The 21868-nt window shown below is 63.8% G+C and carries 20 protein-coding genes; 7 read left to right on the top strand and 13 right to left on the bottom strand.

What is annotated here, in order from left to right:
* Window positions 1-66 precede the first annotated feature (66 nt).
* A complete protein-coding gene (locus H4V99_RS13400) occupies window positions 67-1095 on the bottom strand; it encodes a glycerophosphodiester phosphodiesterase family protein (protein WP_280679098.1) in 1029 nt (342 codons plus the stop codon).
* A gap of 35 nt (window positions 1096-1130) precedes the next feature.
* Between H4V99_RS13400 and H4V99_RS13405 the strand changes: the two genes are divergently transcribed.
* The 3 genes from H4V99_RS13405 (at window position 1131) to H4V99_RS13415 (ending at window position 2775) form a co-directional block, all read left to right on the top strand.
* Window positions 1131-1640: a hypothetical protein gene (locus H4V99_RS13405; protein WP_280679100.1), complete on the top strand. Its 510-nt coding sequence runs from the start codon at window positions 1131-1133 to the stop codon at window positions 1638-1640.
* A 104-nt stretch (window positions 1641-1744) separates the two neighbouring features.
* Window positions 1745-2518: a Bax inhibitor-1/YccA family protein gene (locus H4V99_RS13410; protein ID WP_280679102.1), complete on the top strand. Its 774-nt coding sequence runs from the start codon at window positions 1745-1747 to the stop codon at window positions 2516-2518.
* A 113-nt stretch (window positions 2519-2631) separates the two neighbouring features.
* Complete coding sequence (locus H4V99_RS13415; protein ID WP_280679103.1) at window positions 2632-2775, top strand: hypothetical protein; 144 nt, start codon at window positions 2632-2634, stop codon at window positions 2773-2775.
* Window positions 2776-3091: 316 nt separating this feature from the next.
* Here H4V99_RS13415 and guaA read toward each other — a convergent pair whose 3' ends face one another.
* From guaA to H4V99_RS13440, 5 genes are all read right to left on the bottom strand, one after another.
* Window positions 3092-4645 (bottom strand): glutamine-hydrolyzing GMP synthase, encoded by a 1554-nt coding sequence (gene guaA / locus H4V99_RS13420; protein WP_280680127.1) that lies wholly within the window; start codon window positions 4643-4645, stop codon window positions 3092-3094.
* A gap of 65 nt (window positions 4646-4710) precedes the next feature.
* On the bottom strand, window positions 4711-5163 hold the full coding sequence (locus H4V99_RS13425; protein WP_280679104.1) for a DUF3817 domain-containing protein: 453 nt from the start codon (window positions 5161-5163) through the stop codon (window positions 4711-4713).
* 9 nt (window positions 5164-5172) lie between these two features.
* Entirely contained in the window at window positions 5173-5952 is a 780-nt protein-coding gene (locus tag H4V99_RS13430; RefSeq protein ID WP_280680129.1) for an SURF1 family cytochrome oxidase biogenesis protein, read from the bottom strand.
* Window positions 5953-5957: 5 nt separating this feature from the next.
* Window positions 5958-7553, bottom strand: a complete 1596-nt coding sequence (locus H4V99_RS13435) for a cation:proton antiporter (protein ID WP_280679105.1) — start codon at window positions 7551-7553, stop codon at window positions 5958-5960.
* A 3-nt stretch (window positions 7554-7556) separates the two neighbouring features.
* Window positions 7557-8084: a TrkA C-terminal domain-containing protein gene (locus tag H4V99_RS13440; protein ID WP_280679106.1), complete on the bottom strand. Its 528-nt coding sequence runs from the start codon at window positions 8082-8084 to the stop codon at window positions 7557-7559.
* Between the two features lie 301 nt (window positions 8085-8385).
* Between H4V99_RS13440 and H4V99_RS13445 the strand changes: the two genes are divergently transcribed.
* Window positions 8386-9369, top strand: coding sequence for a hypothetical protein (locus tag H4V99_RS13445; protein ID WP_280679108.1), 984 nt, complete (start codon window positions 8386-8388; stop codon window positions 9367-9369).
* Window positions 9370-9564: 195 nt separating this feature from the next.
* Here the strand turns inward: H4V99_RS13445 and H4V99_RS13450 are convergent, their stop codons facing one another.
* From H4V99_RS13450 to H4V99_RS13465, 4 genes are all read right to left on the bottom strand, one after another.
* On the bottom strand, window positions 9565-10332 hold the full coding sequence (locus tag H4V99_RS13450) for an ABC transporter ATP-binding protein (protein ID WP_280679110.1): 768 nt from the start codon (window positions 10330-10332) through the stop codon (window positions 9565-9567).
* Window positions 10319-11209, bottom strand: a complete 891-nt coding sequence (locus H4V99_RS13455) for an ABC transporter ATP-binding protein (RefSeq protein ID WP_280680131.1) — start codon at window positions 11207-11209, stop codon at window positions 10319-10321. The genes H4V99_RS13450 and H4V99_RS13455 overlap by 14 nt, the downstream gene beginning before the upstream one ends.
* Before the next feature lie 67 nt (window positions 11210-11276).
* Entirely contained in the window at window positions 11277-12257 is a 981-nt protein-coding gene (locus H4V99_RS13460) for a branched-chain amino acid ABC transporter permease (protein WP_280680133.1), read from the bottom strand.
* An 11-nt stretch (window positions 12258-12268) separates the two neighbouring features.
* Complete coding sequence (locus tag H4V99_RS13465; protein ID WP_280680135.1) at window positions 12269-13534, bottom strand: branched-chain amino acid ABC transporter permease; 1266 nt, start codon at window positions 13532-13534, stop codon at window positions 12269-12271.
* A 306-nt stretch (window positions 13535-13840) separates the two neighbouring features.
* Between H4V99_RS13465 and guaB the strand changes: the two genes are divergently transcribed.
* From guaB to H4V99_RS13480, 3 genes are all read left to right on the top strand, one after another.
* Window positions 13841-15343: an IMP dehydrogenase gene (guaB, locus tag H4V99_RS13470; protein ID WP_280679112.1), complete on the top strand. Its 1503-nt coding sequence runs from the start codon at window positions 13841-13843 to the stop codon at window positions 15341-15343.
* 91 nt (window positions 15344-15434) lie between these two features.
* Window positions 15435-16553, top strand: coding sequence for a GuaB3 family IMP dehydrogenase-related protein (locus tag H4V99_RS13475; protein ID WP_280680136.1), 1119 nt, complete (start codon window positions 15435-15437; stop codon window positions 16551-16553).
* Window positions 16554-16655: 102 nt separating this feature from the next.
* Window positions 16656-18404 carry a glycerol-3-phosphate dehydrogenase/oxidase gene (locus H4V99_RS13480; RefSeq protein ID WP_280679114.1) on the top strand — a complete coding sequence of 583 codons (1749 nt, stop codon included), beginning with the start codon at window positions 16656-16658 and terminating at the stop codon, window positions 18402-18404.
* Window positions 18405-18620: 216 nt separating this feature from the next.
* Here H4V99_RS13480 and H4V99_RS13485 read toward each other — a convergent pair whose 3' ends face one another.
* The 3 genes from H4V99_RS13485 to rarD all read right to left on the bottom strand — a co-directional run bounded on the left by H4V99_RS13485 (window position 18621) and on the right by rarD (window position 21768).
* Window positions 18621-19919, bottom strand: a complete 1299-nt coding sequence (locus H4V99_RS13485; RefSeq protein WP_280679116.1) for an ABC transporter substrate-binding protein — start codon at window positions 19917-19919, stop codon at window positions 18621-18623.
* A 134-nt stretch (window positions 19920-20053) separates the two neighbouring features.
* Window positions 20054-20764: an ABC transporter substrate-binding protein gene (locus tag H4V99_RS13490; protein WP_280679118.1), complete on the bottom strand. Its 711-nt coding sequence runs from the start codon at window positions 20762-20764 to the stop codon at window positions 20054-20056.
* A gap of 41 nt (window positions 20765-20805) precedes the next feature.
* Window positions 20806-21768, bottom strand: a complete 963-nt coding sequence (rarD, locus tag H4V99_RS13495; protein WP_280679120.1) for an EamA family transporter RarD — start codon at window positions 21766-21768, stop codon at window positions 20806-20808.
* Window positions 21769-21868 lie beyond the last annotated feature (100 nt).

Raw genomic sequence — 21868 nt, forward strand, 5'->3', positions numbered from 1 at the left:
TTGTAATTCTAGGCGATGCCCCCGACGCGACGCCGGAATGGGCGCCTGATGCGTGACGACCCGCGCTCAGCCCTGTGCCGCGAGGGGCGTGTCTCGGAGGTGCACGGCGAGGTCCGGATGATCGGCGAACACACCGTCGATGCCGCTCGCGAGAATCGTGCGGAACTCCTTTTGCCAGTGGCCCCAGTGCGGCGCGTGCCGACCACGCCGCAGGCTTGGCTCCAGAAAACGGTTCTCGGGCCGCAGGGTCCAGCAGAAAGCGGTCAGCCCCGCCGCATGAACCTCGTCAACCAGGGTCGTGGACCCCACGACGGTACCGGAGGCATCCGTTTTCACAATGCGTGACTTGTGCACGCTGACTCCCTGCACCACCCCGGCGAGCGCGGCCAGCCCCGCGGGCGTGAGGTACTGCGTGAAATGGGCGGCCGCCGTGCCGTGGCGGGCAATTTCATCGTGCGGCTGGCCCTCGTTCTCGAGCAGAAAGACACGGTCACCGCGGATGCCGCGCGCGGCCAGCTGGCTCAGCACCCCGAGCTCGAAACTCTCCGTCACGAGCCGGCCGTCATTCCACCCGGCGGCCTGTACCTCGGCGGCGAACAGTTCGTCGAGGGGCAGCCCGATCGAGGCGAAGTAGGTGGCATGTTTAATCTCCGCGACGACCCCGAGCGGACGTCCGGCGCGTGTGCCCGGCGCGGCGTCGGCGGCGTCATCCACCAGCGCAAACACATCACGCAGACGGAGCATCGGCTGCGCACCATCGAAAGTGGTGTTGGCCTGCCGCGTCTTCGGCATCCGCTCCCGCGTGCGCAGGGTGCGCAGTTCCTCCCACGTGAAGTCTTCGGTGAACCAGCCGGTGAGGTGGGCGCCGTCGATGAGTTTTGTGGTGCGGCGACCGGTAAATTCGGGCCGGGAGGCGACATCCGTTGTGCCCGAGATCTCATTCTCGTGGCGCACCACCAGCACCCCATCCCGGGTGGCGACGATGTCAGGTTCCACGGCGTCGGCACCAAGCCGAAACGCGAGGTCGTACGCCGCCCGAGTGTGTTCGGGACGGTAGCCACTGGCCCCGCGATGCCCGATGACCAACGTCTGCATGACTCAAGGCTAACCGCACCTGTCAGACTCAGTGCGTGAACCTAGCCACCGATACCCTCATACCGCCGCGGTACGGCTGGCGTCGCGCGCCGGAACGGCTGTCGATCGGGCTGCTCGTGGTGTGCGTGGGCGTGGGCGCAACAAGCCTGTCCAGCACCTACAGCCTGTGGTTTCTGGCAATCGGCCCTCTGCTGCAGGGAATTGGCTGGCTGATGCTGCCCAGCGCGTTGTGGCGTCGTCTGGTGGTGCTTCTTCCCTGCCTGTTAGCCGGAGTGGTCCTGCTGAGTGGCGTGGAGTTTGTAGGTGCCTTCGCCGTGCTGCTCGCCGGATGGCTGCTGGTGCGGGGCCGACCCACCCTGACGTATGTCGTTCTGCTGCTGCCCATCGCGGCCAGTGTGGGCGTGAAGATCCTGCTCGGAAACTATGAGCAAAACCTGCTGGCGCTCGTCATCGGCACGATCGCCACCGTTGCCGGAGCGTGGCTGGCGGCGTGGGGTCAGCTCTTGCTGCACGATCGCGCCACGGCGCGGGTGGTCACAGCGTAAAGCCGCTGATCCTCAGCACATTCCATGCTGCTTTCGGATAGCTTTAATGCACATCCCCTTCCGGGGCCGCTTACACACAACAGCTGATTGCGAGTGCTCACCCCATGGCAACCTCCAACCCCGCTTTCTCCCGCAACGCCGCTTTCGGCGCTCCGGGCGCAGTAGCGTCGTCGAAGGCTCTTTCCAACACCGAACTTCAGGCGATGTACGACCAGCCTTCGGCCGGCTCGAAGAACACCGATCGCATGACCTACGAAGACACCATCACCAAGACCGGCATCGGCTTCGCCGTGCTGCTCGTGACGGCCGCCATCGGCTGGATGTTCCCCATCCTTATAATTCCAGGTGTCGTTGCCGGCCTCGTTCTGGGCCTGGTCAACACGTTCAAGAAGGAGCCGTCCGCTCCGCTCATTCTGCTGTTCGCGGCCGCCCAGGGACTCTTCGTCGGTGGCATCTCGAACATCTTCAACACCCAGTCCGAAGGTATTGTCGTGCAGGCCGTGCTGGCCACGCTTGTGGTTGTCGGCGTCACCCTGGCCCTGTTCCGCAGCGGCAAGATTCGGGCCTCCAAGAAAGCCACCAAGATCTTCATCATCGCCATGGTGGGCTACGGCGTCTTCCAGCTGATTAACCTCGGTCTGGTGGTCTTCACCGGCGCCGACACGATGCGCAGCGGCTGGGTCGGTGTCGCGATCGGCCTGCTCGCCGTCGTGATGGCCGCCTACTCGCTGGTGCTCGACTTCGACTTCGTGCAGAAGGGCGTCAACAATGGCATCCCGAGCAAGTATGGCTGGAGCGCCGCGTTCGGCATCATCCTCACCGTTGTCTGGCTCTACATCGAGCTCCTGCGCATCTTCTCTATCCTGCGCGGCGACTAAACCTCGGCGTTGACGCATCGGCCGGTCCTTCGGGGCCGGCCTTTTGTGTGCGCCGGATGCGCCCGTGGTGTCGCGCCGACGACGAACGGTGGTGAAATAGAGGTATGAGCTTCATGGAACTCCCCGCACTTCTCCTCGCCGAGGGGCCCAGCACGGGCACCGTCGGTTATGTCGTCAGCGCCGTTGTCACCCTGGCGGCTCTCGCCGGCATCGTCTTCATTGCCCTGCGTCGCTACTTCAAGGCGCCCAAGGACTAGCTCGCTCTCGCGCCCTCGCCCTCGCGCGCTGCCTCTGCTGCGGCTCGCGGCACTCGTTTGAGCGCACGGCACTCGTTGCGACACGTGCCACCCGAGCAAACACGTGCCACGCCCGTCACAGGGGCTCAACCAGCGACTGAGGCGCACCCGTGAGTCGGCACGACCGCGAGGCCAGCTCGCCCATTCCCGGCTGCGCGGCACTCGTTTGAGCGCACGGCACTCGGGAAAAGGAGTGCCAGCCGCGCAAACACGTGCCACGACCGTCACTCGGGCGCGACCAGCAAGTGGTCGCGCCCAGGGGCGCGTCAGCGCGGTGCTACTCCCACTCGATCGTGCCCGGCGGCTTCGACGTGACGTCGAGAACGACGCGGTTCACACCATCCACTTCGTTAGTGATGCGGTTCGAGATCTTGGCGAGCAGATCGTACGGCAGGCGAGTCCAGTCGGCCGTCATGGCGTCCTCGCTCGATACCGGTCGCAGCACGATCGGGTGACCGTAGGTGCGTCCGTCACCCTGCACGCCCACCGAGCGCACGTCGGCCAGCAGAACCACCGGGCACTGCCAAATCTCGCGGTCAAGACCGGCGGCCGTGAGCTCGAAGCGCACGATCGCATCCGCTTGGCGAAGCAGGTCGAGACGCTCCTGGTTGATCGAACCCACAATGCGGATGCCGAGGCCGGGTCCTGGGAACGGCTGACGCTGCACGATTTCCGGCGGCAAACCCAGCTCCGCACCAATGGCGCGGACCTCGTCCTTGAACAGGGTACGCAGCGGTTCCACGAGCTCGAACTGCAGGTCGTCCGGCAGCCCGCCCACGTTGTGGTGGCTCTTAATGTTGGCCGTACCGCTGCCGCCACCCGACTCGACGACGTCGGGGTAGAGGGTGCCCTGCACGAGGAAACGAATCGGGTCGCCATCGATCTCGGCGGATTCCTTGATGAGCTCGGCCTGAGCCTGCTCGAAGGTGCGAATGAATTCGCGGCCAATGATCTTGCGCTTCGTTTCCGGGTCACTCACGCCCTCGAGCGCGGTGAGGAACTGCTCGCGCACGTCGACGGTGACCAGGCGGATGCCGGTGGCCTTGACGTAGTCTTCCTCCACTTGGCGACGCTCATCTTCGCGCAGCAGACCGTGGTCAACGAACACGCACACGAGCTGGTCGCCGATGGCCTTGTGCACGAGCGCCGCGGCCACAGCGGAGTCGACTCCGCCGGAGAGGCCGCAGATCACCTTTCCGGTACCCACCTGGGCGCGGATCTTGGCCACCTGCTCGGCAATGACGTTGCCACTGTTCCAGTCGGCGGGAATTCCGGCGGCACGATGCAGGAAATTCTCGAGCACGTGCTGGCCATTTTCGGAGTGCTTCACCTCGGGGTGCCACTGCACCCCGTACAGCCGGCGTTCGTCATTTGCGAACGCGGCCACGGGTGTCGAGCTTGACGACGCGAGCACCGTGAAGCCGGCGGGGGCCGTGGCGACCGAGTCGCCGTGGCTCATCCACACCGTCTGGTCGAAGGGCTGGTTAGCGAGCAGCACGTTGTCGGGGTCGCTTACGCTCACCGGGGTGGAGCCGTATTCCCGGGCACCGGTGTGAGCCACGGTGCCGCCGAGAGCGGTTGCCATCACCTGGAAGCCGTAGCAAATTCCGAGCACGGGAATGCCGAGGTCGAAGATCTCGGCATCGAAGGCGGGAGCACCCTCGGCGTACACACTGGACGGGCCACCGCTCAGCACAATGCCCAGCGGGTTCTTTGCCTTGATCTCGGCCGCCGTGATGGTGTGTGCCACGATCTCCGAGTAAACGGATGCCTCACGCACGCGACGAGCGATCAGCTGCGCGTACTGCGCACCGAAGTCCACCACGAGCACGGGACGGTCGATGCCCGACGGGTTGACCGGCACCGCGGCATCCGCTGTCACGTTCTTCTGGGTGCTCACGAAGCAGCCTCGGCCTTCTCGGCAGCTGCGGCCGCGGTCTTTGCGTCATTCTCGGCGAGGAAGCGGCGAACCTTGCGGGTGTACGGGCCTTCCAGGAAGAACGACAGAGTGGGGATGATTCCGCCGAGGGCGATGAGGGCGAAATGCGGGATGGGCCAGCGCATCATGCTCCACAGGCGGAAGTCAGCGAACAGGTAAAGCACGTAGAACCAGCCGTGCATGATGAGGATGGCGGTGCTCACGTTGATCGCGGCCACCGTTCCGGTGGGAACGAGCGCGAGAAAACCGTTCGTGCCGTTCATCTCGACCTCGTAGCCGTAGATGAACTTGGCCACCACCTCGGCGCACAGGAGGAGCAGGAACACACCCGTAATGATGGACGACACCTGGTAAAGCCGGAGCGCACCGGGAATTTTGGGAATATCGGCGGGCTTGGGTAAACGGGTCATGCGCTAATTCTAACTGCCGGAGGTGAGAGCGTCCGCAGCCGCTTTCTCGGCCTGCTCGGCGTCTTCCGCCTCACGCTCCACGGCGTCGCGCACGAGGCGATACCAGAGGAACACGGCGAATCCCGCGAAAACGACCCACTCGATGGCGTAGAAGATATTGAGCCAGTTGAGCGAGGCACCGATCTCGGGAATCGGGGAGTCAATGACATCGAGGCCGGCCGGAGCCACGCCATCGACAATGTAGCCGGTGAACACGGACTGGTCGGTGAAATTAGCCCACAGGTTGATGAGCGCGGACGGCGCGACCGTCGTCTGCACGGTGGAGGGGCCGTCCTCATCGGGCAGCTCCGGGGCCTCACCCGGCAGAAAGCGACCGGTTATGGTCACGGGCGCGGCGGCATCCTGTGCGAGATCGTCCATCACGGCACGCGCCCCGGCCTCGTCGGCCGACCAGCCGCGCGCCACCGCAATGTGTGCACCCTCATCCGTGATGTAGTGACTCACCACCCAGAACCCGAGGATTCCCCCGTTGAACCGCTGGCTGATCATCTGCTCGTCGCCGGGCACAACCGTGGCCGCGAAGCTCACCATCTGCCCGGTCGCGATCTGGGTCGACGGAACGTCGGGCTGGGCAATGTCGGTGAGGGGCAGCACCACCTCGGTCGAGCGCTCCACGACGACGCCGGATTCAATGGCCCGCGCCAGCTGCCAATGCCCCAACACGGCGAAGGCCGCGGCAATCGCCAGTGCGAGCAGTAGCGCGAGCACCCACCGTGGGCGTCTCATCATCTCAATCACGTGTAGTCACCCGTTCGTGGTTTTGGTGCAGGTTTGTCTGAATCCGGGTCGGGCGCAGGCCGTTTTGGCGGCGATCGACGAGGGTCCGGCCGGTCCTTCGCGAACTCGAGCATGGCGATCATTGCCGCGTCCACGGCGTTGGGGGCGGATGCCTCGGCCTCGGCCTCGTCGGCACCGCGCGTCTTCGCCTGCTCACCCGCTGAGCCGGCTTGAGTGCCCGTGCCTCCCGCGGTGTCGTCGTCGCGCGCACCCGGCTTGGCGGTGCGGCCCGTGGCACCTGCGTACTTGGCCACCGTAGTCGCGGTGTCGTCGGACGCACGCCGACGTCCACGCTCGTGCGCTTCCGCGGCCTGTTCTTTGGTCGCCGCCTCAACGAGCGCAATCTCCTCATTCAGCATGGCATCGTGCGGCCGTTTGGGCCTCCCCGGCAGTTTCCGGCTCAGCAGTGCGCCGATCTTCTCCGAGTTGGCCGCAAACAACGGACCCAAAATAGCCATGGTGAGTACGTACAGCCCGGCGAAGGGCTGGAGGCGCGGATCGAGTCCGGCGCTCACGCTGAGGGTCGCCAGAATCAGCGTGAACTCACCGCGGTTCACGAAGATCGCCGCCGTGTTCACTCCTTCCCGCACGCCCATCTTGTGCAGCCAGGCCAGCAGGGCTCCGGAACCGAGACTCAGCACGAAGGTCATGATCACCGCGATGACCACGATCTGCAGGACCGAGCCGAACTCGGCCACGTTGAGCGCAAGTCCGAAGTTGAGAAAAAAGAAGGCGGCGAAGATATCCCGGAGCGGGACGGCAACACGCTCAATCTTGGAGCGGTAACTGCTGGCACCGAGCACGACGCCGATGAGGAACGCACCGATGGCATCCGTTACCCCGATAATCTCACCAATGCCGGCGAAGAGAATAACGAGGCCGAAGAACAAAATTGTGAACAGTTCGTCGTCTTTGGTTCGCACCAGCCGGGACACGACCCGTCCACCCCAGCGCGCCAGCGAGAACATGACCACGAGAAAGAGGAAGGCGATCGACAACTGGAGCACGATGGGCCAGACCTCGGTCTTGCCGCTGAGTACTACCGAGACGATAGAGAGGTACACGGCGATGAAGATGTCACCCACCACGGTCACGCCGAGGATCATCGGCGTTTCCTTGTTGGCCAGGCGGCGCAGCTCAATCAAGAGCTTCGTAATGATTGCGCTGGAGGACGTGCCGGTCATGCCGGCAATCACTAGGGCCTCCCGTGGCCCCCACCCCACGAGCAGGCCGAAGACGTACCCGGCTCCCATGTTGATGAGCACCCACGAACCACCCGAAATCAGCAGGGTCTTGGCGTTGCCGAAGAACTCCTCCTGGTCGAACTCGAGGCCTAGGCTGAACAGGAGCAGGATCAGTCCAAAGACGGCGATGAGCTCAATGTCGCCGGATTCAAAGTCAAGCGGGAAGAAGTTACTGTAGGGGCTCGCGAGCAGCCCGACGATCATGTAAATCGGGATCGAAGGCAGGCCAATGAGTTTGCCCAGCCGACCAAAGATGTATGCAACGACGAGCAGAATGCCGAGAGTGATGAGGTCTTCGCCCAGGTGCATTGGCTAGCCTCCGGGCGGGGCGGTGACGGTCCTGGATGCGACCTCTCCGGTACGGAAAAAGGCGAAGGCCTTCGCAACCTTCTCCGGTGAACCGGCCACGACGAGGGTGTCGCCGGGGAAGACCTTGAAGTCGGCAGCGGGTGCCGGATTGGCTGATTCTCCGCGCACGACGGCCACGACGGTGAGTCCGGCGATACCGCGATCGGCGGGGTTCCCGAGGGGCTGCCCGGCGATATGGTCTTCGTAGTCGACCGAGAACCAGTCGATGCTCAGGCCGGGAATCTGGTCGAGCGCACTGAGTGATTCAGTGATCTGCGTGCCACCGAGCAGTTCGGCCAGGGTGTGCGCTTCGTCTTCACTGAGGCGCAGCGAGACCTTGTCGGCATCGGGGCCGCCCTCATCGTCCGCGAAGGTGATGAGATCACTGTGACCGGAGCGGTGGGCAATGACGCCCACCTTGCCGCCGTCATCCGTGATGAAGGTGTGCAGCACACCGACGCCGGGAAGTTTGACCCGTCGAACATCAACCATTGTCACGACTCCTGAGGCTAAAAGATGGTGTTGCTATTCTATCGGCGCGCGCCTGAACGCCGCCCGCGATCGGGCCTGCTGCGCGGCACGGCCACCTCTGCTGGTGCGCGCCTGTCGCCGCGCCCGCTTTCGGTGACCGCTACGCCGGTTACCGTGGCGCGCTCCCATTTGAGTGGCGGCGGCGCGCGTTTCCCGTAGCGCCCACCAATATGGGGCGCGCTCAGCGCCTGCTGCCCGAAAAGTTATCCACCGATCGTTCCCCGGGACGTTTCTGAAGGCCGGGCGGTGACATCCTCACTGCATGATCTCACCACCGGCACCCGATAACACCTTCGTCCAGGCGCTCCGGCGCCCCGACGGCCTCCTCCTACGATCGGAAGCCGCCGCTCTGGGCCTCGAGCAGGAGCTGCGCACAGCCTTCGACCAGAAGCGCATCATCCGGCTGCGTCACGGCGTGTACATGAATGCGCGCGAGTGGGCGGACCTCGACCTTGACGCCCGTTACCTCTGCCGAATTCGCGCCTTCGCCGCGGTGAGCGCCGCGCCTCCTGTCTTCTCCCACTACTCGGCGGCAGCCATTTGGGGCCTGCCTCGACCGTCCACCTGGCCAGCAGATGTCCACGTGCAGACTCCGGCAGCACCCGGCGGTCGTTCTCGCCACGGCATCGTGCGTCACCCTTCCGCCACGCCGGGCACCATCGTGACCCACGAGGGACTCCAGGTGACGCCGGTGGCACACACCGCTGTCGCCATGGCCAGAATCCTCTCCTTCCCCGATGCTGTGGCCATGATGGATAAATCCATTCACGTACCGCGTCGCGGGCCAGCCCTCACGACACGCGACGACCTCGAGTGCGCGCTCGACGCTCTCCGGGGTCCGCGGCGCCTTGTGGGCCGCACAAAAGCCCAGCGAGCCGCTGAGTTCGCCTGCACACAGTCCGATTCAGGTGGAGAATCTGTGAGCCGTGCGCACATTTTTCTTCTGGGCTTCATGGCCCCGGAACTACAGGTGCGGTTCGACGACGCGCACGGGCTGATCGGGTTCGTGGACTTCTTTTGGCGGCGCATCAACCGGGCGGGTGAGTTCGATGGACTGGGCAAGTACCTGAAAGAGGAGTTCACCCAGGGGCTGTCGATCGCAGAAATCGTGATGAACGAGAAGCGCCGCGAGGACCGAATCCGAGCGTGCGGTCCAACCTTCAGCCGCTGGGACTGGCCGCTGGCCCGAGATCTGACCGCTTTCGGGGCCTTCCTGCACGCCGAGGGTGTCCCCCGGGCCCGCTGACGGCGTGGGCGCACCCGGTTTCGGTGACCGCTACGCCGGTTACCTTAGCGCGCTCCCATTTGAGTGGCGGCGGCGGCCGGGTACCGTAGCCCCGGCCCGTTTCGGGCGCGGGCGCGGCGGAGCAGGGACGCAGAAGCGGCGCCCGGCTTGAGGCCGGACGCCGCTTCTGTGCAGGCCTCGACAGGCCAACGGTCGTTAGTCCTGACCGAGCGTTCCCAGGTACAGGCCGATGACCTTGGGGTCATTCAGCAGCTCGCGGCCGGTACCCGTGTAGGCGTCCCGTCCCTGGTCGAGCACATATCCGCGGTCACAAATCTGCAGGCAGCGACGGGCGTTCTGCTCCACCATGATCGTGGTCACACCCGCCTTGTTGATCTCCTTCACGCGCAGGAACGCTTCGTCCTGCCGCACCGGGGACAGTCCTGCAGACGGCTCATCGAGCAGGAGCACGTGCGGGCCCATCATCAGGGCCCGGCTCATGGCCACCATCTGGCGTTCCCCACCGGAGAGCGAACCGGCACGCTGAGACATCCGCTTGGCCAACTCCGGGAAGATCTCCGTGACGAACTCGAGCCGCTCCACAAGCCCCTTGGGCTTCTGGAAGATCCCCATTTCGAGGTTCTCCCGAATAGTCAGCGTGGGGAACACGTTGTTGTTCTGCGGAACAAAACCGACGCCCTGTGAGACCAGCTTGTTGGCCTTGAGGTTCGTGATGTTGGCGCCACGGAGCAGAATCTCACCGTCGCGAACCTTGACCTGCCCGAAGATCGACTTCAGCAGCGTCGACTTGCCGGCGCCGTTCGGACCGATAATTCCGATCAGTTCGCCATCATAGGCGGTGAGGGAGCAGGAGTTCAGAATGTTCACCCCGGGGACGTACCCGGCGGTGACGTTCTTCACCTCGACGACGGCCTCCCGGGTGGGAACCGCCACCGGCTCGGCGAGGGGGCTAGCGTTCGTCATCGAGCAACTCCTTGATCGCTGAAACATGCTCTGTCTCGGCCGAGAGGTCCTCGCCGAGGTCTTCATCGTGGTGCTGGCCCAGATAGGCGTCGATCACAGCGGGGTTGCGCATGACCTCGTGCGGGTCACCCTCGGCGACCACACGACCCTCGGCCATCACGATCACCCAGTCGGCGATGTGACGCACCATGTGCATATCGTGCTCCACGAACAGCACGGTCATGCCCTGCTCCTTGAGGCCCAGCACGTGATCGAGAAGCGACTGTGTCAGAGCGGGGTTGACCCCGGCCATCGGCTCGTCAAGCATCACGAGCGTGGGGTCACTCATCAGCGCCCGTGCCATTTCGAGCAGCTTGCGCTGTCCGCCGGACAGGCTGGCGGCGTAGTCGTCTTTCTTGGCGTCGAGTTTGAACCGGGTGAGGAGATCGAGAGCCTTTGCCTCGTTCTCGATCTCCTGCTTACGCCAGAGGAAGGGAACCATGGCGCGAAGCATGTTCTCGCCGATCTGACCCTTGGCACCGAGCAGCATGTTGTCCATCACCGTGAGCAGCCCGAGAGCCTTCGTGAGCTGGAACGTGCGAATCTGTCCCATCCGTGCCACCCGGTAGGCCGGAACCCCGGCCACGGGACGACCGTCAAAGGTCCACTTGCCCGTGTCGGGCTTATCGAAGCCGGTGAGCAGGTTGAACAGCGTCGTCTTGCCGGCACCGTTGGGCCCGATCAGAGCCGTGATTGCGCCGCGGGGAATCTCGATGTGATCCACGTCAACGGCGGTGAGACCGCCGAAGGTGCGACTCACCTTGTCGACAACCAGAATCGGGTCGCGCTTCTTGCAACCGGGTTCTGCAGCTCCGATATGCAGATCAACGCTCTTGATCGGCTTCCCAGTCGGAACGACCGGTGCAGCTGGTGCGGCGGATCCGGCCGGAATGTTGAGGCTTTCGCTACTGGACAAAGGCCAACTCCTTCTTGTTTCCGAAGATGCCCTGCGGTCTAAATATGACTATGAGCATAATCGCGACTCCTACCAGGATGAAACGCACCTGGCCAGCTTGAATGCTGGTCATAAACGGGAACCATCCCGCTTCCACCGCACGGGCAATGAATCCACTGAAGAACGACAGCAGCACCCAGAAGATCATCGAACCGATGACCGGTCCAAGAATCGTCGCGGCGCCACCGAGCAACAGAATGGCGTAGATGAAGAAGGTGAGTGTCGTCATGTAGTTCGACGGCACCACGGCCCGCGGAAGCGCGAAAATCATTCCGGCAATCGTGCCGAACACGCCACCGAGAATAAGTGACTGCATCTTGTACGCGTACACGTTCTTGCCGAGCGCACGCACGGCATCCTCGTCTTCACGGATTCCCTTGATGACGCGGCCCCAGGGGCTGCGCATGATGCTCCATATGAGCAGGCAAGCGAGAATCACGATCGACCAGGCCACAATGCGCAGCCACCAGTCGTACTCATTGTTGGTGAACGGACCGAAGCCGTAGGTTCCCGGCGGAATCGGGTTGAGCGCCGCGAACTCGTTCTTGTAGCCGCTCAGCCCGTTGGCCGATCCGGTGACCGCGGCAAAGGTGTTCGTTGTGAACAGCAGTCGCACAATTTCGGCCGCCGCGATCGTCACAATGGCCAGGTAATCCGCCCGCAAGCGCAGGGTAGGAATGCCCAGGATCAGAGCGAAGACAACGGATGCCCCGACACCCACGAGGAAGGCGCCCCACACGGGGAACCCAAACGTGAGGATGGAGATGGCGTACCCGTAGGCGCCGAGCGCCATGAATCCGGCTTGGCCGAAGTTCAAAAGTCCGGTGTAACCGAAGTGAACCGCGAGGCCCAGTGCCGCAAGGGCATAGGCCGCGGTGGTCGGGCTAATGAGCTCGACGGCTGCGTTACTAAAGATTGCTCCCCAGTCGATCATGGTCGCCCCTAGCCAATTCTCTCTTTGCGACCCATGATGCCCTGCGGCCGAAGCAGCAGTACCAGGATCAAAACGACAAGTGCACCGACATATTTCATGTCGGAAGGAAGCCACAGCGTTGACAGTTCAACGAAGAGGCCAACGATGATCGAACCGATCAGAGCGCCGAACGCGGTACCGAGGCCACCGAGGGTGACGGCTGCGAAAACGAGGAGCAGCATCTGGAACCCCATGTCCCAGCTCACGCCGGGGCGGAAGTAGGCCCAGAGGATCCCGCTCAGTCCGGCCAATGCGCCACCGGCGACCCAAACGATGCGGATGACGTTGTCCACATCGATACCACTCGCCGATGCCAGGCTCGGGTTGTCAGACACCGCTCGGGTGGCCTTACCGATGCGGGTGCGCAACAGGAAGTAGGCCACAGCGAGGAGAACAACGATGCTGATGCCCATGCTCGCGAGGTCGATGGGCGACAGCGCGATCGGACCGAAGCGCATCTTCGCCATGCCAGCTCCGGGAAGCTGCATCGTGCTGCCACCAAAGAAGAATTGGTACAGGTAGCGCAACGCCAGCGAGAGCCCGATGCTCACAATCATCAGTGGAACCAGCGCCACACCCTTGCGGCGCAGCGGTTTCCAGATGACCGCATCGAGGCTGTACCCCAGGCCAGCACTCAACGCGATGGCGATGAGGATGGCCAGCCAAATGGGAAGCCCGAAGTTGACTCCGAACACGAGGGTCATCAAGGCACCAAAGGTGATCATTTCCGCGTGGGCGAAGTTGCTCAGGCCCGTGGTTCCGAAGATGAGCGACAGCCCGATCGCCGCGAGGGCAAGCAGCAGACCGAAGTTGAGCCCATTCACGAACCGGTTGATGAACTGGTCGAGGAAGCTCACTGTGACGCGTTCCCCCTGACCGAGGAAGAAGTTGACCGACTTCACCTTGGTGGCGCCGAATGTGGTCTCGAGCACGTTACCGCCCTCGGCGACGATGACACCGTCGGGGAGGGTGGATTCGTCGAGGGTGACCTCGTACGTGTCCGCTTCGGGAACGCCGATCGACCACTTGCCGTCGGCACCCGTTTCCACATCGGCGGTGTATCCACCACCCTTGACGCTGATACTCACGCCGTCGAGCGGATCACCGTTGTATTTCACGTTGCCGGAGATCTTGTAGTCGTACTCTGTTCCCACCTCATCTGCATGTGCGGGACTCGCTGAGAGTGTGGACAGACTGAGGGCTGCGAAAAGCAAACTGAACAGAATGATGATCATTCTGGGTATGCGTTGGCGAGCCGTAGCTATGGGCTTCACTGGACCTCCATGGTGACACCCGCTGCGTTATGAGGGGCGGGCGCCGGGCCTAACGGCCAACACCGTTGTTGACAGTACTTGCCGATTATGTCCTATATGTTTCGTAACTAATCACCGGCACACCAAGTTTATTTCGAGACCGCCCCAAACGGAATGCGCGACGCCCAATCTCGCTTAACATTGAAGGACCGCTTTAAGCCCAGTGCCGCGTGCCGGCGGGGTCATTTTCGCTACGAGTAATACGTGTACACACGAGTAAGGGGTTTTATGGATCAGCCAGATCCGTTCGGATTCATCGGGCTTACCTACGACGACGTTCTGCTCCTGCCGGGCCATACCGACGTGATTCCCAGTGAGGCAGTGACAATGTCGCGTCTCACGAAGCGAATCAACGTTGCCACTCCCCTGCTGTCAAGCGCCATGGACACCGTCACCGAGACCCGCATGGCCATCGCCATGGCCCGGGAGGGTGGGCTCGGTATTCTGCACCGCAACCTGTCCATTGCAGACCAGGCCGAACAGGTTGACCTCGTCAAGCGCAGCGAATCCGGCATGATTACCAATCCGGTAACAACTTCGCCCGATGCCACCGTTGCCGAGGTTGACGCCCTCTGCGGGCAGTTCCGCGTGAGTGGACTGCCGGTCATCAACGACGAGGGCGTGCTGGTAGGCATCATCACCAACCGCGACATGCGGTTTGTGCCCAAGGCCGACAAGCACACCACACGGGTGCGCGACGTCATGACCACCTCCACACTCATCACCGGCAAAGTGGGCATGCCGCCCGAAGACGCATTGGCCATCTTCGCCAAGCACAAGATCGAAAAACTTCCCCTCGTGGATGCCGCGGGCAAGCTCACCGGGCTCATCACGGTGAAAGACTTTGACAAGAGCGAGGAATACCCCCTCGCCACCAAGGACGACACCGGGCGTCTGCGCGTGGGTGCGGCCATTGGATTCTTCGGTGACGCGTGGCAGCGGGCAACCGCACTGCTCGAGGCGGGTGTCGATGTTCTCGTTGTCGATACCGCTAACGGCGATAGTGCCGGCGTGCTGGAGATCATCCGCCGCCTGAAGAGTGACAAGGCCTTTGCCGATGTCGACGTGATCGGCGGAAACGTGGCCACACGTTCGGGCGCTCAGGCACTCATCGACGCTGGTGCCGACGCGATCAAGGTGGGCGTGGGCCCCGGCTCGATTTGCACCACCCGCATCGTGGCCGGCGTGGGCGTGCCGCAGATCACGGCCGTTTACCAGGCGTCCCTCGCCGCCCGGGAGACCGGCGTGCCGGTGATCGCTGACGGTGGACTGCAGTACTCGGGTGACATTGCCAAGGCTCTGGTGGCCGGCGCCGACACCGTCATGCTCGGTTCCCTCCTGGCCGGCTGTGACGAAAGCCCGGGCGACCTCGTGTTTGTCAACGGCAAACAGTTCAAGGCCTACCGCGGCATGGGGTCCCTCGGTGCCCTGCAGACTCGCGGGTCGAAGACCTCGTACTCGAAGGACCGCTACTTTCAGTCCGACGTTCCCACCGACGACAAGCTCATTCCTGAGGGTATTGAGGGGCAGGTTCCGTATCGCGGATCCCTGTCGGCGGTGGCATACCAGCTCATCGGTGGCCTGCGCCAGTCGATGTTCTACGTGGGTGCCCGCACGATTGCCGAATTGAAGCAGCAGGGCAAGTTTGTGCGCATCACGTCTGCCGGGCTCAAGGAGTCTCACCCGCACGACGTGCAAATCGTGGTGGAAGCCCCGAACTACCGACGCTAAGCCGGTTTCGCTGGTGCCCCGCCCGAGTCGTATCAATAGCTCGGGCGGGGCACCACGTGTCGGTGGCTGCACCTAAACTGATTGTGTGAGTATGGAAATCGAGATCGGCCGTTCCAAGCGCGCCCGCCGCGTGTACGCCTTCGACGACATTGCGGTGGTGCCTAGTCGGCGCACCCGAGACCCGGAAGACGTCTCCGTCTCCTGGTCGATCGATGCGTACCAGTTTGCTATTCCCGTGCTGGCCGCACCAATGGACTCCGTGGTATCCCCCACGACGGCCATCATGATGGGTCAGCTCGGTGGCGTGGGTGTTCTCGACCTCGAAGGCCTCTGGACCCGTCACGACGACCCCGAGCCGCTACTGGCTGAGATCCGCAAGCTCCCGGAGGCCAAGGCCACCGCCCGCCTGCAGGAGATGTACTCCGCCCCGATCAAGCCCGAGCTCGTGACCGCACGCCTGGCCGAAATTCGCGCCGGTGGGGTCACCGTGGCCGGCGCCCTGTCGCCGCAGCGCACCCAGGAACTCTACGAAACCGTTGTCGCCGCCGGTGTCGACCTCTTTGTGATTCGTGGCACCACGGTCTCCGCCGAACACGTGTCTCAGAACCAGGAACCGCTCAACCTCAAGAAATTCATCTACGAACTCGACGTTCCGGTGATCGTGGGTGGCGCTGCCACCTACACCGCCGCGCTGCACCTCATGCGCACCGGCGCGGCCGGTGTACTCGTGGGCTTCGGTGGCGGCGCAGCCTCCACCACCCGCGCGACCCTCGGCATCCACGCCCCCATGGCCACCGCTGTTGCCGACGTGGCCGGTGCCCGCCGCGACTACATGGACGAGTCCGGTGGCCGCTATGTGCACGTCATCGCCGACGGTGGTCTGGGTACTTCCGGCGACATCGTCAAGGCCATCGCGTGCGGCGCCGACGCCGTCATGCTCGGTACCGCTCTGGCGCGCGCAACGGATGCCCCCGGTGGCGGATTCCACTGGGGCGCCGAGGCGCACCACCCCCAGCTTCCGCGCGGCAAGCGCGTCGAGGTGGGCACCGTAGCGCCGCTCGAAGAGATCCTCTACGGACCGGCTCCGGCAGCCGACGGAACGGCCAACCTTATTGGGGCTCTCAAACGCTCCATGGCCACCACCGGCTACTCCGACCTGAAGGAATTCCAGCGCGTCGAGGTAGTTGTTGCGCCCTACCCGGTGAAATAAGGGCAGGAGTAAAGTAACGTCGAAGGGGAACCGACACTGTCCACACACAGTGTCGGTGTGACACAGGAGTCACGCACCGCTTCGGTAGACAGGGAGTCGCACATGGCCTCGCAGAAATCGGTCCCACGCAATTCAGTCACACGGTCCACGAAACTGGGTCCCGAGGAGCGCGAGGCCGCCCTCGAGAAGCTGAAGACCAAAGAGCTTGACATCCTGGTCGTGGGCGGGGGCATTGTGGGCGTGGGCTGCTCCATGGACGCGGTGACCCGCGGGCTCAGCGTCGGAATTCTGGAAGCCCGAGACTGGGCATCGGGAACGTCCAGCCGGTCGTCCAAACTCGTGCACGGCGGCATCCGCTATTTGGAACAGCTCGACTTTCGCCTCGTACGCGAAGCACTCACCGAGCGTGGCCTGCTGCTGCAGCGGCTCGCTCCGCACCTGGTAAAGCCCGTGCGTTTTCTCTACCCGCTGAAGAAGCGGGTCACCGAGCGGGTCTACATTGGCGCGGGCATGCTGCTCTACGATATTTTTTCGTACACCGGCGGGCGCTCACCCGGTGTGCCGCACCACCGTCACTTGTCGAAGGGGCAGGTGCAAAAGCTCATGCCGAGCCTCGCCCACGACGCCCTGATCGGCGGGATCACCTACTACGACGCGCAGGTTGACGACGCCCGGTACGCGGCCGCCCTCGTGCGCACGGCCTCGTTCTATGGTGCCCACGCCGCAAGTCGGGTGCGCGTGGAGGGCTTTATCAAGGTGGGCGAACGTGTGGTGGGCGTGCATGCTCACGACCTGCAGACCGGTGAGCGCTTCGACGTGCGCGCCAAGCAGGTGGTGAACGCCACGGGCGTGTGGACCGACGACACCCAGCGCATGGTGGGTGAGCGTGGCACGTTCAAGGTACGCGCATCCAAGGGCGTTCACCTGCTGGTTCCCCGCGACCGCTTTCAGTCAGCCATGGGTCTGCTGCTGCGCACCGAGAAGAGCGTGCTCTTTGTGATTCCGTGGGGTCGGCACTGGCTGATCGGCACGACCGACACCGACTGGCACCTCGACAAGGCTCACCCCGCCGCGACAGCGGCCGACATCGACTACATTCTCGAGCACGTGAACTCGGTGCTCACCGTTCCGCTCACCCGTGAAGACGTGGAGGGCGTGTATGCGGGGCTGCGGCCGTTGCTGGCCGGGGAATCCGACCAGACGTCCAAGCTCTCGCGCGAGCACCTCGTAGGACACTCGGTGCCCGGCCTCGTGGTGATCGCGGGCGGCAAGTGGACGACGTATCGCATCATGGCCAAGGACGCGGTCGATGCGGCCGTGGATGCGCTCGACGGCAAGATTCCGGCGTCGGCAACCCACGACATCCCCTTGCTCGGCGCGGAGGGATACCAGGCAGCGTGGAACAAGCGACGCAAAATCGCGCGTGCCTTCGGCCTGCATACCGTGCGCGTGGAGCACCTGCTCAACCGCTACGGCACCCTCACCGACGAGCTGCTCGATCTCATTCGAGCGGATGCCTCACTCGCCGAGGCCCTACCGGGTGCCGACGACTACATCGGTGCCGAGGTGGTGTACGCCGCCTCGCATGAGGGCGCCCTGCACCTCGATGACGTTCTCGCCAGGCGCACCCGAATCTCCATTGAGGCGTGGGACCGCGGCGTCTCGGCAGCCCCGGTTGCGGCTCGGCTGATGGCGGGCGTCCTCGGCTGGGACGAGGCGCAGGTGGAACGGGAGATCACGTTCTACCTCACCCGTGTGGCTGCGGAGCGGGCGTCGCAGCAGCAGCCCGACGACGAATCGGCCGACCGCGTGCGGCTCGAAGCGCCGGACATCACCTCCGCGACGCAGTAACCGCCGAACACGCGAGCTTCCCAGCACCACCGCGCCCGTTGTCGGTAGGCGCTACGGTACTCGCGGACCGGCGCCCCCCACATCGGTGGGCGCCACGGTAACGGTCGTAGCGGCCACCCATTTGCGGCGCGGTCATGCGCGCACGGCGTTCGCGATGCGCTGAGGGCACGCACAAGGGCCCCGGCGAATGCCGAGGCCCTTGTGTTCGAGCGGATGTTAGTTGATGCGCTTGTACGTGTTGTCGGCGTTGTACTCGTACACGCCGATGGTGGCCTCGGTCGGGTCGCCGTTCTCGTCGAACGTGACCGGACCGGAGAAGCCGTCGTAGTCGACCTGCGTACCTTCAGTGAGGTCGGCAGCACCGGCTGCGAAGTCGGTGACCGTGGTGCCATCACCGGTTCCACCGGAAACCTGGCGGAGGTAGTCGGCAATCGACTGACCTGATGTGTCGTTCGCCGCGTACGCAGCGAGGGCAATCAGGATGACGGCGTCATACGACTCGGCCGCGTAGCTGAAGTCCTTCAGCGACGGGTCCACCTCGAGGAGGCGCGTGGTGAAGTCACCGAGCTTGGCCACGTCGAGTCCGGGCAGCGTGCCCTTGGATCCGGTGACCAGGCCCTCAGCGAAGATACCGGAGTAGTCAGACAGGTTACCGTCAACGAAGTACAGGTTCTCGCCCGAGAAACCGGAGCCCACGAGTGCCGGAGTGATGATCTTGGCCTGGTCGAACGTGATCAGTGCGATCGCGTCGGGGTTGGCGGCGGTGACCTCGGAGATCTGGGAGGTGAAGTTGGTCTCTCCCTCGTTGAACAGGGAGGTCGCAACGACGGATCCGCCCGCTTCTTCGAACGTCTTCGTAACGGTGTCGGCCAGGCCGGTTCCGTACGCGTCGTTGAGAACAATCAGGCCGAGGGTGCTTCTGCCGTCCTCGGCGATCTGCGTGCCGAGAACTTCACCCTGCAGGATGTCGGACGGCGCCGTACGGAAGTACAGGCCCTTGTCCGCGTAGGTGGTGAAGTCGGCCGACGTGTTCGCCGGCGAGAAGTGCACAACGCCTGCGCCCGTGATCTGGTCGATGACGGTCTTGGAGACACCGGAGGATGCTGCTCCCACAATCGCGGTTACGTCCTGCGAGAGCAGGTCGGTCACCGATGTGGTGGCGGTGTCCGTCGTGGTGTCGCCGGAGTCACGCTTGATGACCTCAACGGTGATGCCGAGGTCGGAGTCGTTGATGTCGTTCACGGCCAGCTGCACACCGGCTTCTTCGGGCGGGCCGAGGAAAGCGAGGCCACCACTCTGTGGAAGCAAGGTACCGATCTTGAGGGTGAGGTCACGGGTGCCAGCCTCAACGGTCTTGGCGTCACCGCTCTCAGCGGTGGTCGCCGTATCGGTGGGAGTGGTGCTCGCACCCGAGGCGCATCCAGTGAGCATCAAAGCGCTCACACCAACCATGGCAATTCCAGTAAATACGGCACGAAGTGAGCGTGAGGCTGGTGCCTTCGCGAAAACACTCATGTTGCTCCTTGGGAGTAAGGGTATGTGAAAGAAGTACTGATGGCAGACGGGTGACTGCCGTTATGACACCATAAACAGTCCGGGAGACTTGTTCCATGAATTACGTGTTACAACTGCGTAAAGCGACCAAATCGTTACGATTGACTGCCCGTGAGGCCCTGATATTCGATTGTTTGCCCCTCCTGCAGCGCGAGCAGGCATTCCCCCCACGAGGTGCACACCGCCGGCCCCTGCAGCACGGCGACCCAGCCGGATTCCAAGGACGCAGCACCGTCGTCACCGGTGACGACGGCTGCCAGAGCCGTGGCGATCACGGCGTCGTAGGCTTCGGCCGCTCCAGCCGTGTCACGGAGCCCCGGATCGGCCGTCTTCAGCCGCTGGGCGAAGTCCTCGTTCACGGCCAGCGGTGTGCCACCGTTGACCAGGTCGTTCAACGACAACAGGGCTGCCGGAGCAACGGATGCCCCGAGCTCGGCCCGCGCCGCTGTCTGCGCGTTCCAGAGAACCGCGTCCACTGCCCGGCCGGCGAGGCTTTCGAGGGCTGCGGCCTCATCCCCGGCGGAATTGCGATGGATCAGTTGAATCGGTTGGCCCAAAACCCCACCCTGCGCGTCGATTTCACGCGCTGCCACCTCGGCGCCGGCCACCTGAGCCGCGCCACTTTCGGACTGATCACCGGTCAGCGGAAAGAGCGTACCGATACGCAGCAGACCGTCACCGGTGGGCACCGTGGCCGCGGGCGTGGCGGTTGCAGACGGCATCACCGGTTCGGGCGCGGAACAACCGGCGAGTGCGGTGACAATCACTGCGGCCACGAGGGCAGCAAAAAAGACGGCGCGGGGCATCGAAGTCCTCTCTAGACATCTTCCCCGAGCGTACTGGGGGATCAGACCGGTTCGAGGGACGCTCGCCGTGCAACCCTGCCCGCGGCAACCATGTCAATCGTGAGGATGATCAGCGCCACCCACACGAGGGCGAACCCCACCCAGCGCTCCGCGGGCATCGGCTCGTTCAAAATGAAGACACCCACCAGAAACTGCAGCACGGGTGCCGCAAATTGAATAAGCCCGAGCACAGTCAGTGGGAGACGACGCGCCGCGGCAGCAAACAGCAAAAGCGGAACGGCCGTCACCACACCAGCCGCGAGCAGCCCCAGTGTGTGAATCGTGGATACCGTACCGAACGTGAGGCCCGACAGGCTGGCCACCACCACGAGTTGAATGATGGCAACGGGTGCAAGCCAGGCCGTCTCCAGCGTGAGCCCGGTGACGGCGTCAACGCTGGTGCCCACCCGCTTCTTCATGAGGCCATAGAACCCGAAGGAGAAGGCCAAAACCAGCGATATCCACGGCAGTGTGCCGTAGCCCACCGTGAGAACGATCACGGCAACGACGGTGATGGCTAGAGCAATCCACTGGATGCGCCGCAGCCGTTCACGCAGCACCAACACTCCCAGCAGCACGGTGACGATCGGGTTAATGAAGTAGCCGAGCGCTGCTTCCACCACGTGACCGGTCATCGCGGCGAACACGTAGGTCTGCCAGTTCACAAAGATGAGCAGGCCGGCCAAGCCCATGGTGAGCATGACCCGGCGCTGACCGAGCACGTGCCGCAGCGCGCCCCACTTGCGAGTGAAGGTGATCAGGAGCAGGCAGAAGACCAGCGAGAACAGCACCCGCCACGCCACGACCTCGACGGCACCGGTGGGGGCCAGCAGCAGAAAGTAGAGGGGAAGAACTCCCCAGAGACCGTAGGCAAGAAACCCGTAGAGCAGTCCGCGACTGTTTTCGGATCGGCCCGGGGCGACGGCGGGAGCCGACAGCGTGGGGGTGGGTGCAGCATCCGTCATAACAATGTCCTGTCTACAGCGCCGTCAAGCCAGTCGCAAGTGTGCAATATGAAGTGCAACACACACGGGGTACAGAAAACTCCCGAACGGCGAGGCCATT

It is taken from the genome of Cryobacterium sp. CG_9.6, assembly GCF_029893365.1.
GTDB lineage: Bacteria > Actinomycetota > Actinomycetes > Actinomycetales > Microbacteriaceae > Cryobacterium.